This window comes from Listeria sp. ILCC796 (assembly GCF_900186175.1).
Lineage (GTDB): Bacteria > Bacillota > Bacilli > Lactobacillales > Listeriaceae > Listeria > Listeria goaensis.
Genome location: NZ_FYBV01000003.1, coordinates 75,988 through 91,440, shown reverse-complemented (window position 1 = coordinate 91,440; position 15,453 = coordinate 75,988). Strand labels below are relative to the sequence as shown.

The following is a 15,453-nucleotide window of genomic DNA, read 5'->3' as shown; positions in this document are numbered from 1 at the left end:
GAGCCTGCTATTTTTTATTTATCAAACTCTCCACCAAGTATTCTTGTTCGTAATTCTGAAACTTTCTTTTGTATCAAGTCCCTTGTTTCTCTAAACTTATCAATTGAGCTTCCACTTGGATCAACTAAGCCCCAATCTTCCTGATAACGGCTCGGCAAATTAGGGCAAGAAACGCCACACCCCATTGTAATCACTATATCTATTTCGCCAGGAATATCCGCCAATAATTTAGGATATTGCTCGGCTATATCTACTCCTGCTTCCCCCATAACCTCGACTGCTAACGGTTTTACTTCTGGATAGTTCTCCGTTCCTGCTGAATATATCTCTGCTATATCATTTAATAATACTTTCCCCCAGCCTTCAGCCATCTGAGAGCGACATGAATTATGAATACAAATAAAGGCAATTTTCCGCATAATAATCCTCCAAACATTTCTCCGTGTTTATTATATAGTATTAAAGCAAAAAAAGATAGAGGCAACAGAGTGCCTCTATCTTTCATACTAGCCAAACATAGTCATTCAAAGATTATAAAATCCTTCGTTTTAATACCAACCAGTTTGCAAGTGGTGTGCTTTCGCATTACTCCAAGAACCATAGCGGCTCTTCACATAGTTTTCAGCTACACGTTCTTGATTGGCAGCAGAATAGTCACCATTTAAGTACGAGTTCGTTAATTGGTAACGACCAATATATTTACCTGTTGCACTTACTGCACCGTAGTTACCACCAGATTCTTTTTGTGCAATCCATTCTTTCGCTTGTTGCTCTGTGGAACTTCCAGTTGATGCGCTCGCGCTTTGACGAGGTTGCGTTTGTTTTTGCGCTGGTTGTTGTTGTGTCGGTTGCTTGCTTTGTGCAGCTGGTGCAGGTGCAGCAGTAGCTACGCCATTTCCACCTTCTCCAACTTCAAGCGCTTGACCTATATAAATAAGATTAATATTCGAAATGTTGTTATCCTTGGCAATTTGATCGACAGTCGTATTGTTATTCTTGGCGATTTCGGATAGAGTGTCTCCCTTTGCTACATTGATTTGTTTAGCGTCTACGAATTGACCTCCAGCGATAATTACTGCTCCAATCACAAAAGATGATACGGCAATTCCTAATGCATTTTTTTTCATTCCTTAAAAACAACTCCTTAATTTTTCTACGGGATTCATCATAACATAGCAACATTTCAAAACAACTACTGTTCCATTTCATTTTGTTTCAAAACAAAGTCATAGGCACCAAACGTCAATAGGAAAATTTTACCAATTAAAATCTAACTTCCTGCTATACAGCCCTTCTTCTAAGTTTGAATTTTCAGACGTTTAGTGACATATCCCTTCATTAAAATTTATTTTTTTACTGAATTTATTAGTGAAATTGCTTGATTTCATTAAAAAACACGGCTAAACTTATTCATTTTCTCCCTGTATCGACAACCCTATATCCAAAATTTGTTCTATTTCTTCTATAATAAGAAGCCCACCTTTTTTGATAACTTCATCATTTAAAACAACAATTGGTAATTTTTCAGCCATGAATAAAGGCTCCTCACGAAAAAAGTTCCACCTTTTCTCCTTTTAACTTAAAATAAATGTTTTGAAATTCTTCACACACACACCAAACTTTGGAATATTTCTAGTTCCATATCGTAATTTTCCTTATTACTTCCACAAAAATATTCTAGTTTTATCATTTCTATCCAATAAAAAAAGCACCCTTTTGAAAGGGTGCTTCCTTTAAATTAACGAATTTCTTTAATACGAGCCGCTTTACCGCGTAAGTTACGCAAGTAGTAAAGTTTCGCACGACGAACTTTACCGCGACGAATAACTTCTAGCTTAGCGATACGAGGTGTATGTACTGGATACGTACGTTCAACACCAACGCCATAAGAAATTTTACGAACTGTGAAAGTTTCGCTAATACCAAAACCACGGCGTTTAATTACAACACCTTCGAAAAGTTGGATACGTTCGCGCGTACCTTCGACAACTTTTGCGTGAACACGTACAGTGTCACCAGGACGGAAATCCGGGTTGTCAGTTTTTAGCTGTTCTTTCGTAATTTCTTCGATAAGTTTATTCATCTTATTCTCTCCTTCATACAAATATTCATACGTATTAAGAACGAAGCGGAATATTGTTATCAAATCTGGAATAGCCCAGATACTTAATTAGATTAACACAAACTTCTTTGACTGTAAAGTTTTTTTCTTGATAGTTTATCTTTTAATAGACGCCCATCTCTTCTGTAAGCTTTCTATTCAGAAAGAGAAGTCTATATTTATTAGCATAACTTATAAGTTGAACTTTTGTGTCCTTGGGAATGCTATCTTTTCTTGTAAACCATGTTTTTGTAGCATCATACGCTGTCCCTTTCACCTTATCCTCAGCATAATCCCCTACGTACGGTAAAACACGATTAAGCCCCTCAGCCAATATTTGAAAAAGTCTGGGTGGCATTTTATGATAGTCATAATGAATCAAGATATCCAATAAAATATTGATATATTCATCATAATTGGAAAATGCATTTCGTTTTCTAGCTTTCTCCCATAACTCATTAATGCAAACTAATAGAAATTCGATATACGATGAAATCATATGATACTCAAATTGAGGAAGCATTTCTAAGAGCTGTAGTCTAAAATCTTGATTAGTAATAAATTCTTGAATTTCCTCATCTTCTTTATTATTCAAATTTTCTACAACAGCTTGTAGCTCTTCTAATTTATGAAGATACAAACCTTGAGATTTTTGTATATAGTCCGCTAATTCTTGTAGAAACTCTTCTATATTCGAAATTTCAATAATTAAATTTCCCATCTCATCTCTATATGGCAGCTCTTTTGGATTTTCTGACCAAAGAGCTTGAATAATTTCATAGGGATATTCATTTCCTCTTGTGTATAAATTCTTCGACCAATCTACTGCAGACAATACATTTACATCCCCAAGCCCATATCCAAGAACTAATGTTGTAGATTCTCGTATTGTCATTGCTAATTTTGATTGTCTATATTCAGTTGGTCTAAAAAGTGGGACATAATCTTCCTGAACAATGATAATCGATTCCGGATCATTCCGCACGCCATGTAAATGATAAATAGGAATAATACCTTTAGGAGCTGAAAGATAATCAAGTGGACCTAAGCTCTTACTTTTTCCCGTTAGAATTGTTTCTAGAACTAAATCATAGTTTGTCGTTACAATCCAAGAAGGCTTAATTTCATCAAATAATTTTTTTAAAAGTTCAATCTTATCTTCTTTTGGGAGCCAATTGGCCAGCAAGCAAATTTCTTCTTTAAAAGTATTTTTTGCCTCAGCGTAATCATCATAACTTTTCCTATCCGCCAATTGTTTGCACAATAATGTCGCAAGTTCTGGCATGGAAAGACCAATTAAATTTTCTCCCTCAGGCATATGCAATTCGTGTACTATACTTGCTTCTTTAATTAAATCATACCATCCCAGTGCTTCGTCAGCCATTGCTTTCGAAAATCCAGCACCTATAAACAAACCCAAGTTCCCATAACTATGTGCATTAAATAGTTTCTCAAAAACTTCTTCCCTTTTTATACTGCTCATCCCGTCTCCCCCATCTATGTATGCGTTTTCTTTCAGTTTAATGCTAAAACGTATAGATTTCAAATTATATACATTTATATACGTAAAAAAATCACTAGGCAATGCTAGTGATTTTCTTTTAAAATCTCGTAATCTTAATATTCACAGCTGTACCGTATGCGAGTTGATAGACGCGGTCGCCGACAAATTGTTCCGTGAAGTTACAGTGGATTATCCCGTTTCCCCCGACGTCAAGCGCTTTTTGTTGGAGCTCTTTAAGTAAGTTTTCAAAGCCGACTGTTTCTAAAATCGCTTCGTCGTCTGACTTCAATTTTTGGCGCACACTTTTTGCGAAAACGACCGTTAGAACATCGTGATTGACATTAATGCCACCCGTTGACACTTGCACATTCTCCCAAGTTTCACCAATTCGTTTCTGGTCATTTTGCTCAGATACATATTCTTCCCGATTTTTATCCCGAACAGCTCGGTCTTTCCCAAAAAAAGTCATATTAACGCTTCCTTTCATCACATTCTTCTTCTATTTCATGTAGCCATTCTTGCTCTTTTTTGGATAAATTGTATGTTTCAAGTAAGTCCTTGCGGCGTAAAAACGTTCTCCGAAGCGACTCTTTGTTTCGCCATTCCTCAATTTTCGCGTGGTTCCCACTTAAAAGCACATCTGGAACCTGCATGCCACGAAAGTCAGCGGGACGCGTATAGTGCGGATGTTCAAGCAAACCGCTTGAAAATGAATCGTGCACCGCAGAATCGGCATTGCCTAGAGCGCCTGGAAGCAGCCGAACAATGCTGTCCGTCATCGCCATTGCCCCGATTTCGCCGCCTGTCAAAATGTAGTCGCCAATTGAAACTTCGTCGGTTACAAGATGCTCGCGAATGCGTTCGTCGTAGCCCTCGTAGTGCCCACAAATAAAAATGAGTTGTTCTTCTTCTGCAAATTCTTCTGCCATTTTTTGATTAAACGGCTTACCAGCTGGATCCATCAAAATGATGCGCGGCTTTTTATGTTCGAGTTGTACATGTGACACGGCATCGAAAATGGGTTGCGCCTTGAGCAACATACCTGCGCCGCCGCCATATGGATAGTCGTCCACCACCTGATGCTTTCCTTCGGCGTATTGTCTAAAGTCTGTCACCGCAATGTCCACGATGCCTTTTTGAATCGCTTTGTTCATAATGGATTCAGATAGCATGCCGCTGAACATTTCCGGGAAGATGGATAAAATATCAATTTTCATTTAATCTAGCAACCCTTCAAGTGGCTCGATAACAATTTCCTTGCTCCCGATATCGATTTTTTTTACAACGTCAGCAATATACGGAATAAGCATTTCTTTTCCGCGCTCTGGTTTCACAACCCAAACATCATTCGCGCCTGGCGTCAAAATCTCAGTAATTTCGCCGAGCAAAAGGCCGTCTGAGGTGCGCACATGACAACCAATAATTTCATGAAAATAATACGCGTTTTCCTCTAATTCACCTAGCGCTTCTTCTGGCACTTTTAAAATGCCTTCCTTCATTTTTTCTACTTGATTAATCCCAGTGTAGCCTTCAAACGTTAGCAAGTCGAAATTTTTATGCACACGGTGTGAGCGTACCGTAAGTTCAATTGGCGTATTTTCATTTTTTAAATACAAAAAAAGTTTATTACCTGTGCGGTAGCGTTCGCTTGCGAAATCAGTTCTTGAAATGACGCGCACTTCGCCCATTAGTCCGTGTGTATTCACGATTTTTCCTACATTAAACATCTTTCCCATAAGTCACCTCTAGCGTATTTCTGTAATTACTCCGTCCGTTACAACAATCGTTTTACTAAGTGTGGCATCGCTCCACTCATCGCCAACTTGAACATCTACAATCGTTTCAAGCTCGCGTTCGCGAATTTCACTTCCAAGCGGTAGCGTTTCAAGTTGTTCCATTTGAAATTCCACCAACTTGATTTTCTCTTGGCGCAAGTTTAATTCATGTTCAAAATATTCATTAACACGCTCTGGCTGGTAACGGTTTTTATGTTCCACTTTTTTTTGTTCAAATAAAAGCTGTTCACTTTCTGTTTCTAAAAGGCGTTTTTGCTCTTTATAATACGTTAAAAGTTCAAGTTTGCTTTGTTCCGTCAAAACTTGCATAATGACTACTTTTTGAATGAGTTTCACTTTGCACCTCCAGACGCGTTACTACTATTTTTATTTTATCAGTTTGCCGCACACTTTCCAAAGGTTTTCTAAAAAAGCTTAGTTTTTCTTACTTGCTTTTACAAAAAGGGCGAATAAATCTTCGCTCTCTCTGTCCATTTGGAACATGAGTTCAGGGTGCCACTGGACGCCGATGAAAAAGCTTTCTAGTTCGTTTCCTTCCACAGCTTCAATCATACCGTCTTGTGTACGCGCTGTGACATGTAGACGACTAGCTACTTTTTTAACATACTGGTGGTGCAAGCTATTCACACGCTTTCTAGTGCCATGAACTGTTGCTAGTAAACTTCCTGGATCTATATCAATTAAATGGGAGCCGAGTTGTTCATCTACTTGCTGTAAGTGTTGCAAAAGCGAACCTTCTACGTACTTCCCGTCTTGATAAAGCGAACCGCCAAGCGCCACATTGACTACTTGCATACCACGGCATACTGCAAGAATTGGCGTTTTAGCTGCGAATGCTTGTTTCGTAAGTTCAATTTCAAATGCATCGCGAATGGGTGCATAATCGGCAATTTCAGGAAGCGGTTCTTCTCCGTAATAAAACGGCGTAATGTCTTGTCCTCCCGTCATTAATAAGCCATCTACTAACCCGATCATTTGCTTGGCGCTATCTGGGTCATCAATCGGGATAACAATTGGTAATCCCCCTACTTTATGAATCGCATCAACATAGCGTTGTTGCGTATATGTGACACGATGCCCGTAAAATTTATCAATACCTTTTGCGAGCCTATTTCCTGTAATCCCAATAATTGGTTTCATTTTCTCTACCTCCTGACCTCAATTTATTTTACCCCATTCAGAAGGATTTTACTCTGTTTTTGCAAAAAAGAAAAACTCGCCTGGATTTCTAGCGCCAGACGAGTCTACTTCGATTATTTTACATTTGACACAAGCCAAGTTAAAGCTTGTGAATCATTATACGCTTTTTCCCATGAGGCGTGTGGATTTGGTGCCACTAAACCAGACGGGTACTCTGTCATTTGAACTTTCTTACCTCCTGCATCTTGAATCGCTTTGACCGCTTGAAGCGAGCCTTGAACACTGTTGACAGGATCATCTTCTGCTTGGAATGTCCAAATCGGAATATCTTTAATTTTCGCAGCATCCGCTTTATCTGGCGCTAAATACCGTGCGGAACCAACTTGAATGAATTCCGAACCTTCATGATACATATAGCCAGCAATTGGCATCGCAGCCGCGAAGAAATTAGGATTCTCCGTTAACATTTTCCAAGTTCCTGTCGCTCCATTGGAAACACCTGAAATATAAATTCTTGATGTATCAATATCGTCATTTTCCGAAACTACTTTATCAATTAGTTTTTTCACTTGTTCCGTCTGCCCTTTACCGAACCAGCCTTCGCGTGCTTCGTCCCATGGAACTTGAGGTGCTAGAACGTAACTAGGCGTTGTTTGTTGGAATGACATTCCTGAAAAAGTTTGCGGTCCATCTGTACCGAGCAATTGCATTTCATTGTCCTCACCGCGTTCACCTGAACCGTGAAGATAGACAACAAGCGGTTTTTTCTCGCTACTATTCTCCCCTACTTCCGGAGAAAATAGACGATATTGCATTTTATTTTTGCCATCTTCAAATGTGCTCGCTTTAAACGCATCTAAAATAGGCGTTTTAATTTCACTAATTTTTAAAGCATCGGTTGCTGCATATTTCGTGCCTTTAGCCGATTCAATTTCGTCCGTTTGTGCAACTGTATAAGTTAAGTTTGCGCGTGTATTAATAAATTTCTCAATATCGAACACGAGTGTGCTCGCATTGGCATCATTTGGATTTAATTCTAGTACAACATATTTCCCTTTTTCACTAGGTGTGCCCGCTGTTTGCTCTTCGCTCGTATATACTGCTTGAATAGTACGACTCTTTGCTCCTGCAAAAACAGAAAAATCAGATGTCGCCAATTTATTGCCATTTATTTCTTCAGGATAAGTTAAGATGACGGCTGAGCCAACTTCTCCTTTATCCACAACTTCTGTCACTAGTTCCACTTTTTTAGCATCAATTTTCTTTGCGGCTTCTTCAGTTGATGAACAAGCTGCTAGGCTTAAGCTCGCAAAAACCAGAAACGCTAATGAGTACCATCTTTTTTTCATCCTTAAATCTCCTCTTTTCGCTCTCATTCTAAAATAGTCAACCGCAACAAAAAACAGGTAAAACCTCTTCACGATAGAAAACTACCGAAAAATTGGTTTTGCCTGCCGCACAGTAACAATCCACTATTTGATTATAGCTTAGCACAAATAGAAAGCGATTACAAAAGGCGTTTTTTCCTATTTCAAAAACTGATTTTCGCTCATTTACTAAAAATAATTATAATAAATTACATCGTATATATTTAAAAGTAATGAAATGCACAATATAAAAAGTAATTTTAAGTAAAAAGAGCTAGGCGTATTAACCCATCCAGAGAACATAAAAAGAACTCGGTTTCACCAACCGAGCTTCTTTTATTCGATGATTTCAAGGCGTACCTTTTTGGCATTTTTAGCGCCAGCTGCGTAAACGAGCGTCCGAATTGCTTTTGCGATTCGACCTTGTTTACCGATAACTCGTCCCATATCATCTTTCTTCACTGTCAATTTATAAAAAACAGTGGAATCTGTTTCTTCGATTTGAAGTAAAACATCTTCCGGATGGTCAACAAGTGGTTTTACGATGGCGATAATCAAATCTTCCATTCGCAGGCCCCTTCCTTATTTCCCTAATTTTTGGTTATGGAATTTCTCCATGATGCCTTCTTTAGACAAAATGTTACGAACAGTGTCAGAAGGTTTTGCACCATTATGCATCCATTTTAAAACTGCTTCTTCATTGATTTTAACTTCAGCAGGGTCTAGTAAAGGATTGTAAGTTCCTAGTGTTTCGATCGAACGACCGTCACGTGGGAAACGAGAATCCGCAACTACGATACGGTAGAAAGGTTTTTTATTAGAACCCATGCGTTTTAGACGAATTTTAACTGCCATGTTTATATACACCTCCATAAAGTCTTACACAAGTATATATATTACCAGTAAAGGATTTGTTTGTAAAGTGTTTTTTCTTTACAGAGTAATTTTTTCTCCATTTTCCTGGCAAATTAACGCATAAAATTTCGCATAACCCGAAATATTGTGCTCCACATCGTCAATCCGAACGCGAAACGAGTGATGCCGAATAAAAAAACTGTCCGTAATACGTGCCGGATTTTTAAAGTACATGGCTACTTCTGGATAAAACAATCCGTTTAATTGGTAGTCGGCACGCTTTTGAATGACTTCTCGCAAACGTTCTTTTGAAAACACACTTTCCAAAGGGCGATTCATTTCGAGTTTTCCGTATAGTTCATGGGCGGCAAGTGTCAGTTCGAGGAAGGTAGGAAAAGTCGTTTCACGGTGGTAAATAAAATCCAAGTTATCAAACGCATTTTGCATGCCGAACAAAACGTATTTTTCATCTGGAATGTAGGTTGCGATTTCATTTGCCGCATAGCTTAGCCAGTGATCGTGGTTGCGCCAATAGTTTTTTGCAATGAAGTTTTGAAATGCGCTCTCCGCACCTCTTAAATACGCCTCGTTTTTGCTCACGCCGTATAGACGTAGCAAGCCTAGCACGGCCTCGCCTTCGTAATAAATAATCCGAAACGGATCTTTCACTTCCATAGTTGGGGCATGCAAGACGTGTGTGAAACTGCCATCCTGTTCTTGTAGCCGTAAGATTCCCCAGGCGAGTTTTTCCGCAAGCGGAAGGTCTTCATGATTTTTCGTAAGTGTCATATATTTTGAAAAAGCAAGCAGTGCGGCAGCGTTCGCCCCAAGTTTTATTTCGCGCAGCTCCGGCTCGGTCACATACGCAAAATCTTCTTTTTCAAGGATAAAATTTTGTTTTAAATAAGTGAGGGCACGAATTGCGGCCGCTAAAATCGTTTGATTTCCTGATACTTCATACGCTTCCAGCATCGAATATGTCGTACTCGCATGGCGCAGCGTATTGTAGTGCTTAATCGTTTTATCGAAGCAAGCAAAATACCCATAATGGAATTCACCTGTTTTTTTCACTTGTTTAGCTAAATAAATCCCCGCATTTTCAACGATTTGCTTCACTCGCTGTTCAGTCAATTGTTCCTCTCGAACCCCGTGAGCTAATTCATCTGTATGTAACGTAAAAACGTCTTTCCCATCAAAAAACCAACTGTACGTGGAAAAGGTTGTCACATTCGTATAACCGTTAAGTTGCAACGGTTTTCCGTGTTTTCCCGCTTGAATCAAATAGCGATTTAAATTTTCCAGATTTAAACAAACGTCTTCTTTCCCGGCTTTTAAAACCGCATTCCCGTTTAATTCTTGCTCAAGTAAAGCTTGTTCAAATTTCTTATCAAAACAAATACCTTTGCGATAGTAATTTTTTTTCGTCTCTAAAACGTCTTTATTCCACACATGCAGAGGAAAATCTTCGTAATTAAATGCGACGTCAACTTTAAATGACACCAAATCATCTGTTTGATTTTTCTTAAGTGCTCTTAAAATATCGTCCATCAAACTTCGAAGTGACATACGACTAATATTGATTACTTTGGCGCGCTTGTTTTCATACCCGAGTGAAAGAAAACCATTCCATTTCATTTCGTAGGTCATGTTATCTTTTGAAAGCAACGTTTCCATAGCGCTATTTTCAATTTTTTTAAAAGCTGTTTCAAATGGCATCTTAAAAACTCCTTTAGAAATCTCCCCGCTCATTTCGAGCGGGAAGAATCATCATTATTTATTCGCTTTTCTACGTTTTCTACTAAACAACCCAGCTAAAGCAGCGAGCATTCCTGCACCAATCCACGGTGCTGCTGAACTTGCTTCATCTCCTGTTGAAGGAAGCGAAGAGTTCATTGCCATTCCACTACCAGATAACGTACCATCGCTATTCGAATACGTAATCGATGTTCCGCCACCAGATGATGTGTTGGAAACATTCGTTGGTAATGGAACACCTCCACCACCCGTCTCAACATCATTTGGTTGAACTACCGCTAGTAGTGTTTCACCTGTTTTCGTTTGGCCATCATAAACGGCTTTAATTGTAAAACCTAAAATATCGCCAGCTTTCAAATCTAAACCATTTGGAATGTTAAGAGTAAAATCTCCGTTCGCAGAAACCGGAATTTCAATCGTTGAACCATCCGGCAAGGTAACCACAATAAAGAATTCTGTGCCATCAGGTGCATCAGCAATGGCATCTTTTACCATAGATTTGATATCTTTATACGGAATTGTCCCTCTAACAATCTTATCCCCCGCATGAATCGGCTTAACAGACGGCCGATCAACCAAGAAATCCCTCCAGTCAATGTCAACATCGGCGTCGGCATCGGCGTCGGCATCGGCATCAGCGTCAGCATCAGCATCGGCATCAGCATCAGCATCGGCATCAGCATCAGCGTCGGCATCGGCATCAGCGTCGGCATCAGCGTCGGCGTCAGCATCGGCGTCAGCATCGGCATCAGCATCGGCGTCGGCATCAGCATCAGCATCAGCGTCGGCATCAGCGTCGGCATCGGCATCAGCATCAGCATCAGCATCGGCATCAGCATCAGCGTCGGCATCAGCATCGGCGTCAGCATCAGCATCAGCGTCAGCATCGGCGTCAGCATCGGCATCGGCATCAGCGTCAGCATCGGCATCAGCATCAGCATCAGCATCAGCGTCAGCATCAGCGTCGGCATCGGCATCAGCGTCAGCATCAGCGTCAGCATCGGCATCAGCGTCGGCATCGGCATCGGCATCAGCATCGGCATCAGCGTCAGCGTCAGCATCAGCATCAGCATCGGCATCAGCGTCAGCATCGGCATCAGCATCGGCGTCGGCATCAGCATCGGCATCAGCGTCAGCATCGGCGTCAGCATCAGCGTCAGCATCGGCATCAGCGTCAGCATCAGCATCAGCATCGGCGTCAGCATCGGCATCAGCGTCAGCATCGGCATCGGCATCAGCATCAGCGTCAGCATCGGCATCAGCATCAGCATCGGCATCAGCGTCAGCATCAGCGTCAGCGTCAGCATCAGCGTCAGCATCAGCATCGGCATCGGCGTCAGCATCGGCATCAGCATCAGCATCAGCATCAGCATCGGCATCAGCGTCAGCATCAGCATCGGCGTCAGCATCAGCGTCGGCGTCGGCGTCAGCATCAGCATCAGCATCGGCATCAGCATCGGCATCGGCATCGGCGTCGGCATCAGCATCGGCGTCAGCATCAGCATCAGCGTCAGCATCGGCATCAGCATCAGCATCGGCATCAGCATCAGCATCAGCATCAGCATCAGCGTCAGCATCAGCATCGGCGTCAGCATCAGCATCAGCGTCGGCATCAGCATCAGCATCGGCGTCAGCATCGGCATCAGCGTCAGCATCAGCGTCGGCGTCAGCGTCAGCATCGGCATCGGCATCGGCATCGGCATCAGCATCGGCGTCACCTACATCCGTAACCAATGTTCCACTCGCTGCTCCAGTTGTGAATAAGTCTACATCTAAAAAGTTATCCCCACTAATCGCTGCGAATTCTAATGTACCATCAGGTGAAGCTGGGAGTGCCATTATTCCTAAAGCTGCTAAATCAATTGTTAAAACAAATGTATTAGTTGCTGCTACACCAACAGAAGCCAATCCATGATCAATTTGCGCCCCTATTGCGTTGTGCGTAGTATCAAGTAATAAATCATTCCCCGTTACCGTTCCAGTATGTGGCGGAATTCCAATTGGTCCCACTTGAAGAAGTGGAATACTATAAGATAATGTTGTATTTGCTCGAATAGCTGGGTTAGTCAATAAACTACTTAATTCATCAGGGAGTTGAAAATACGTATAATAAGTATCTACTAGGCCTATCGATGCTAGTTGTGTCCCTGATAAAGTGAGTGTCAATTTACCATTTGCATAAACTGGATTTAGTTCTGCGTTCCCCAATAAATCAACAGTCGCTGCATCGGCTTTTATCCCCCCTAATTGAATGGTAGAATTTAGCCCATCCAAATTAAGCGAAACTGGAGAAACCATCATTGTTGTGGTTGTAACCAGTGCCGCTATTAATTTTGCTTTTCTCGCTCGCTCATCATTCAATCTTTTCTTATAGTTGACTTTATTTCTTCCCATCATTTTTCCCCCTATCGCCGTATCCCTTCGGCGAGTATTGAAAATCCATGAAAGGGCCCCCTATGTTTATCACAACTGTTCATAAAAATTTGCGTATGCTCCCCTTAACATCTACAAAGACCGAACAATCTCTTTGCCTAAAAACACGATATTAATTTTTCAGAATTATGCACCCCTCCTTCGCCTGACTACCAGATTCTCTAGTTGATTATCTATAATATAATGAGTAATGTGGAAAAAATAAAGTAAAAAGTAGCTTTCTGATAAAAATAGTTCTTTTGGTTCTTATTGAATAAAAAGTTGGATAAAATCAGGATTTTAAATACATTCGATAGTCTTTAGTCCCTTTAGCTCATAGTAACTTGGATACAACTAAAAAGAAGTAGATTGCACACCTACTTCAAATCAGTTAATTTTTTTCAAAAAAACAAGTTTCTTCATTCGTGAAATAATTCACGTATTAAGTTTCATAGCAAGCGAACAAAAAATGTATCAGCTTTAGAGCTAAAATTTTTTGTCGTTCGTATTAACTGCTCTAAGTGTTTTAGTACTCTCAAATTAACAAACTTACTAAATAATGTTACATTGCCAAATATCGGATTGGCTATTCCGCTTTACGAGCAAAAAAGAGTTAAGGAAAATAGACAAGCAAAAAATCCAGTAATTATGCCATTTTTAAAAATGGATTTCACTGGATTTTTGCTTGTTTTTATTTATGTCACAGACTCTTTTTTGCTTTAAGATTTTTAAAACGGCATTTTAAAATTACCAAATGGATTTTTCCCTTTTTTACCTTTTCCGCCCATGCCGCCGGACATTTGTTTCATCATTTTTTTCATTTCATTGAACTGTTTGAGGAGGCGGTTTATTTCCTGAATTGGACGGCCACTTCCTCTTGCAATTCGTTTTCTGCGACTTGCGTTAATGATATCTGGATTGTCTTTTTCCATTTTTGTCATGGATTTAATGATGGCTTCGATATGACCAAGTTGCTTATCATCCACTTGCATGTTATCTAGGCCTTTCATTTTGTTAGCGCCGGGTAGCATCTTCAGGAGTTCATCAAGCGGGCCCATTTGCTTCACTTGTCCTAGTTGTTCAAGGAAATCATCAAGCGTCATGGAGTTTTCTTTCATTTTCCGCTCCATTTCACGCATTTTTTCCTGATCCACGTCAACTTGAGCTTTTTCAATAAGAGAAAGAACGTCACCCATTCCTAAAATTCGTGAAGCCATTCGGTCCGGATGGAAGGTTTCTAGGGCTTCCATTTTTTCACCCATACCGACAAATTTGATTGGCTTGCCGGTTACGGCGCGAATCGAAAGCGCGGCACCACCGCGGGTATCGCCGTCTAGTTTGGTTAGGACAACGCCGGTTACGCCGAGTTGCTCGTTGAAGCTTTCAGCGACATTGACCGCATCTTGCCCCGTCATGGAATCCACAACGAGTAAAATTTCTGCAGGATTGGCTACTTCTTTGACGTCTTTTAGTTCGCCCATCAATTCGGCGTCGATATGAAGGCGGCCGGCTGTATCGATAATTACGTAGTCTAAATGTTCTTCTTTCGCTTTTTCAATAGCTTGTTTCGCAATTTCGACAGGGCTCACTTGGTCCCCTAGGGAGAAAACGGGGATGTTCAGTTGCTTGCCTAGTGTTTCAAGCTGTTTAATTGCCGCTGGACGATAGATGTCTGCTGCAACTAAAAGCGGTTTGCGATTTTGTTTTTTGCGGAGTAAATTTGCCAGTTTCCCTGTTGTCGTCGTTTTACCGGCACCTTGAAGACCGACCATCATCACAACTGTTGGCGACTTCTCAGCCACAGCGATTTTACTTTCCTCACCGCCCATTAAATTAGTTAATTCTTCTTGGACAATTTTAATGACTTGTTGGCCTGGTGTGAGGCTTTTCATTACGTCTTGACCAACTGAGCGTTCACTTACTGTTTTAATAAAGTTTTTGACCACTTTAAAGTTAACGTCTGCCTCAAGTAAGGCTAAACGGACTTCGCGCATCATTTCTTTTACATCTTGTTCGGAAACTTTTCCTTTTCCGCGGATTTTATTCATCGTTTCTTGGAGTCTGCCTGCTAATCCTTCAAAAGCCATCTTTTTTCCTCCTAATCGATTTCTTTCAATTCTGTTAACATTCGTTCGATATTTTTATCAAAAAAAGGTTCTTTTTCGAGTTGTTCGGAAAGTTTTTTAAGAAGTGCCTCACGGCGAATGTATTTTTCCAACATGCCTAGTTTTTTTTCGTAGTTTTCGAGTCCTTCTTCAGTTCGCTTGATATTGTCGTAAACGGCTTGACGACTTACTTCAAACTCTTCAGCGATTTCACCGAGAGAAAAATCATCTAAATAATAAAGTGAAATATACGCTTTTTGTTTTTCTGTGAGTAAACCTTGGTAGAAATCAAATAGTAAATTCATTCGAGTCGTTTTATCGAACAAGCGAAACACCTCTTTCTCCCTTTTAAGATTACGTGTTTAGTCAAAGAATGTCAACTAAACAGACGAAAAATGCGACCTCAGAATTAGGCCGC

17 protein-coding genes are annotated in these 15,453 nt (G+C 40.5%); all 17 read right to left on the bottom strand.

Annotated elements, in window-relative coordinates:
• Window positions 1-14: 14 nt before the first annotated feature.
• The 17 genes from CFS04_RS05065 to CFS04_RS04990 all read right to left on the bottom strand — a co-directional run bounded on the left by CFS04_RS05065 (window position 15) and on the right by CFS04_RS04990 (window position 15,361).
• Window positions 15-422, bottom strand: a complete 408-nt coding sequence (locus CFS04_RS05065) for an arsenate reductase ArsC (protein WP_088809540.1) — start codon at window positions 420-422, stop codon at window positions 15-17.
• Window positions 423-548: 126 nt separating this feature from the next.
• Window positions 549-1,127 (bottom strand): LysM peptidoglycan-binding domain-containing protein, encoded by a 579-nt coding sequence (locus CFS04_RS05060; protein ID WP_088809539.1) that lies wholly within the window; start codon window positions 1,125-1,127, stop codon window positions 549-551.
• A 279-nt stretch (window positions 1,128-1,406) separates the two neighbouring features.
• On the bottom strand, window positions 1,407-1,532 hold the full coding sequence (locus tag CFS04_RS13095; RefSeq protein ID WP_255377772.1) for a hypothetical protein: 126 nt from the start codon (window positions 1,530-1,532) through the stop codon (window positions 1,407-1,409).
• A 206-nt stretch (window positions 1,533-1,738) separates the two neighbouring features.
• Window positions 1,739-2,083: a 50S ribosomal protein L19 gene (gene rplS, locus CFS04_RS05055; protein WP_088809538.1), complete on the bottom strand. Its 345-nt coding sequence runs from the start codon at window positions 2,081-2,083 to the stop codon at window positions 1,739-1,741.
• A 142-nt stretch (window positions 2,084-2,225) separates the two neighbouring features.
• Window positions 2,226-3,584, bottom strand: coding sequence for an SIR2 family protein (locus CFS04_RS05050; RefSeq protein WP_088809537.1), 1,359 nt, complete (start codon window positions 3,582-3,584; stop codon window positions 2,226-2,228).
• A gap of 118 nt (window positions 3,585-3,702) precedes the next feature.
• A complete protein-coding gene (locus tag CFS04_RS05045) occupies window positions 3,703-4,092 on the bottom strand; it encodes a hypothetical protein (RefSeq protein ID WP_179946380.1) in 390 nt (129 codons plus the stop codon).
• Window positions 4,076-4,822 carry a tRNA (guanosine(37)-N1)-methyltransferase TrmD gene (gene trmD, locus CFS04_RS05040; RefSeq protein WP_088809535.1) on the bottom strand — a complete coding sequence of 249 codons (747 nt, stop codon included), beginning with the start codon at window positions 4,820-4,822 and terminating at the stop codon, window positions 4,076-4,078. The genes CFS04_RS05045 and trmD overlap by 17 nt, the downstream gene beginning before the upstream one ends.
• Window positions 4,823-5,341, bottom strand: a complete 519-nt coding sequence (gene rimM / locus CFS04_RS05035; RefSeq protein ID WP_088809534.1) for a ribosome maturation factor RimM — start codon at window positions 5,339-5,341, stop codon at window positions 4,823-4,825.
• A 9-nt stretch (window positions 5,342-5,350) separates the two neighbouring features.
• Entirely contained in the window at window positions 5,351-5,737 is a 387-nt protein-coding gene (locus tag CFS04_RS05030) for a YlqD family protein (RefSeq protein ID WP_088809533.1), read from the bottom strand.
• 78 nt (window positions 5,738-5,815) lie between these two features.
• Window positions 5,816-6,541, bottom strand: coding sequence for a gamma-glutamyl-gamma-aminobutyrate hydrolase family protein (locus tag CFS04_RS05025; RefSeq protein WP_088809532.1), 726 nt, complete (start codon window positions 6,539-6,541; stop codon window positions 5,816-5,818).
• Window positions 6,542-6,654: 113 nt separating this feature from the next.
• Complete coding sequence (locus CFS04_RS05020) at window positions 6,655-7,890, bottom strand: prolyl oligopeptidase family serine peptidase (protein WP_088809531.1); 1,236 nt, start codon at window positions 7,888-7,890, stop codon at window positions 6,655-6,657.
• 354 nt (window positions 7,891-8,244) lie between these two features.
• Complete coding sequence (locus CFS04_RS05015) at window positions 8,245-8,475, bottom strand: KH domain-containing protein (protein WP_088809530.1); 231 nt, start codon at window positions 8,473-8,475, stop codon at window positions 8,245-8,247.
• A gap of 15 nt (window positions 8,476-8,490) precedes the next feature.
• Window positions 8,491-8,763, bottom strand: a complete 273-nt coding sequence (gene rpsP, locus CFS04_RS05010; RefSeq protein ID WP_088809529.1) for a 30S ribosomal protein S16 — start codon at window positions 8,761-8,763, stop codon at window positions 8,491-8,493.
• Between the two features lie 78 nt (window positions 8,764-8,841).
• The gene (locus CFS04_RS05005; protein WP_088809528.1) at window positions 8,842-10,479 is read right to left on the bottom strand and encodes a poly(glycerol-phosphate) alpha-glucosyltransferase; all 1,638 of its coding nucleotides are present in this window, start codon (window positions 10,477-10,479) and stop codon (window positions 8,842-8,844) included.
• A gap of 54 nt (window positions 10,480-10,533) precedes the next feature.
• Window positions 10,534-12,912 carry an Lmo1799 family Asp-Ala repeat surface protein gene (locus CFS04_RS05000; RefSeq protein WP_369821514.1) on the bottom strand — a complete coding sequence of 793 codons (2,379 nt, stop codon included), beginning with the start codon at window positions 12,910-12,912 and terminating at the stop codon, window positions 10,534-10,536.
• Between the two features lie 746 nt (window positions 12,913-13,658).
• Window positions 13,659-15,017: a signal recognition particle protein gene (gene ffh, locus CFS04_RS04995; RefSeq protein ID WP_088809526.1), complete on the bottom strand. Its 1,359-nt coding sequence runs from the start codon at window positions 15,015-15,017 to the stop codon at window positions 13,659-13,661.
• An 11-nt stretch (window positions 15,018-15,028) separates the two neighbouring features.
• Window positions 15,029-15,361: a putative DNA-binding protein gene (locus CFS04_RS04990; protein WP_088809525.1), complete on the bottom strand. Its 333-nt coding sequence runs from the start codon at window positions 15,359-15,361 to the stop codon at window positions 15,029-15,031.
• Between the last annotated feature and the right edge of the window lie 92 nt (window positions 15,362-15,453).

Coding starts and splice junctions, on each gene's coding strand:
- CFS04_RS05020 (WP_088809531.1), bottom strand. CDS start 7,890: ATGAAAAAAAGATGGTACTCATTAGCGTTTCTGGTTTTTGCGAGCTTA.
- rplS (WP_088809538.1), bottom strand. CDS start 2,083: ATGAATAAACTTATCGAAGAAATTACGAAAGAACAGCTAAAAACTGAC.
- rpsP (WP_088809529.1), bottom strand. CDS start 8,763: ATGGCAGTTAAAATTCGTCTAAAACGCATGGGTTCTAATAAAAAACCT.
- CFS04_RS05005 (WP_088809528.1), bottom strand. CDS start 10,479: ATGCCATTTGAAACAGCTTTTAAAAAAATTGAAAATAGCGCTATGGAA.
- CFS04_RS05060 (WP_088809539.1), bottom strand. CDS start 1,127: ATGAAAAAAAATGCATTAGGAATTGCCGTATCATCTTTTGTGATTGGA.
- CFS04_RS05050 (WP_088809537.1), bottom strand. CDS start 3,584: ATGAGCAGTATAAAAAGGGAAGAAGTTTTTGAGAAACTATTTAATGCA.
- CFS04_RS13095 (WP_255377772.1), bottom strand. CDS start 1,532: ATGGCTGAAAAATTACCAATTGTTGTTTTAAATGATGAAGTTATCAAA.
- trmD (WP_088809535.1), bottom strand. CDS start 4,822: ATGAAAATTGATATTTTATCCATCTTCCCGGAAATGTTCAGCGGCATG.
- CFS04_RS05045 (WP_179946380.1), bottom strand. CDS start 4,092: ATGAAAGGAAGCGTTAATATGACTTTTTTTGGGAAAGACCGAGCTGTT.
- CFS04_RS05015 (WP_088809530.1), bottom strand. CDS start 8,475: ATGGAAGATTTGATTATCGCCATCGTAAAACCACTTGTTGACCATCCG.
- CFS04_RS05000 (WP_369821514.1), bottom strand. CDS start 12,912: ATGGGAAGAAATAAAGTCAACTATAAGAAAAGATTGAATGATGAGCGA.
- ffh (WP_088809526.1), bottom strand. CDS start 15,017: ATGGCTTTTGAAGGATTAGCAGGCAGACTCCAAGAAACGATGAATAAA.
- rimM (WP_088809534.1), bottom strand. CDS start 5,341: ATGGGAAAGATGTTTAATGTAGGAAAAATCGTGAATACACACGGACTA.
- CFS04_RS05025 (WP_088809532.1), bottom strand. CDS start 6,541: ATGAAACCAATTATTGGGATTACAGGAAATAGGCTCGCAAAAGGTATT.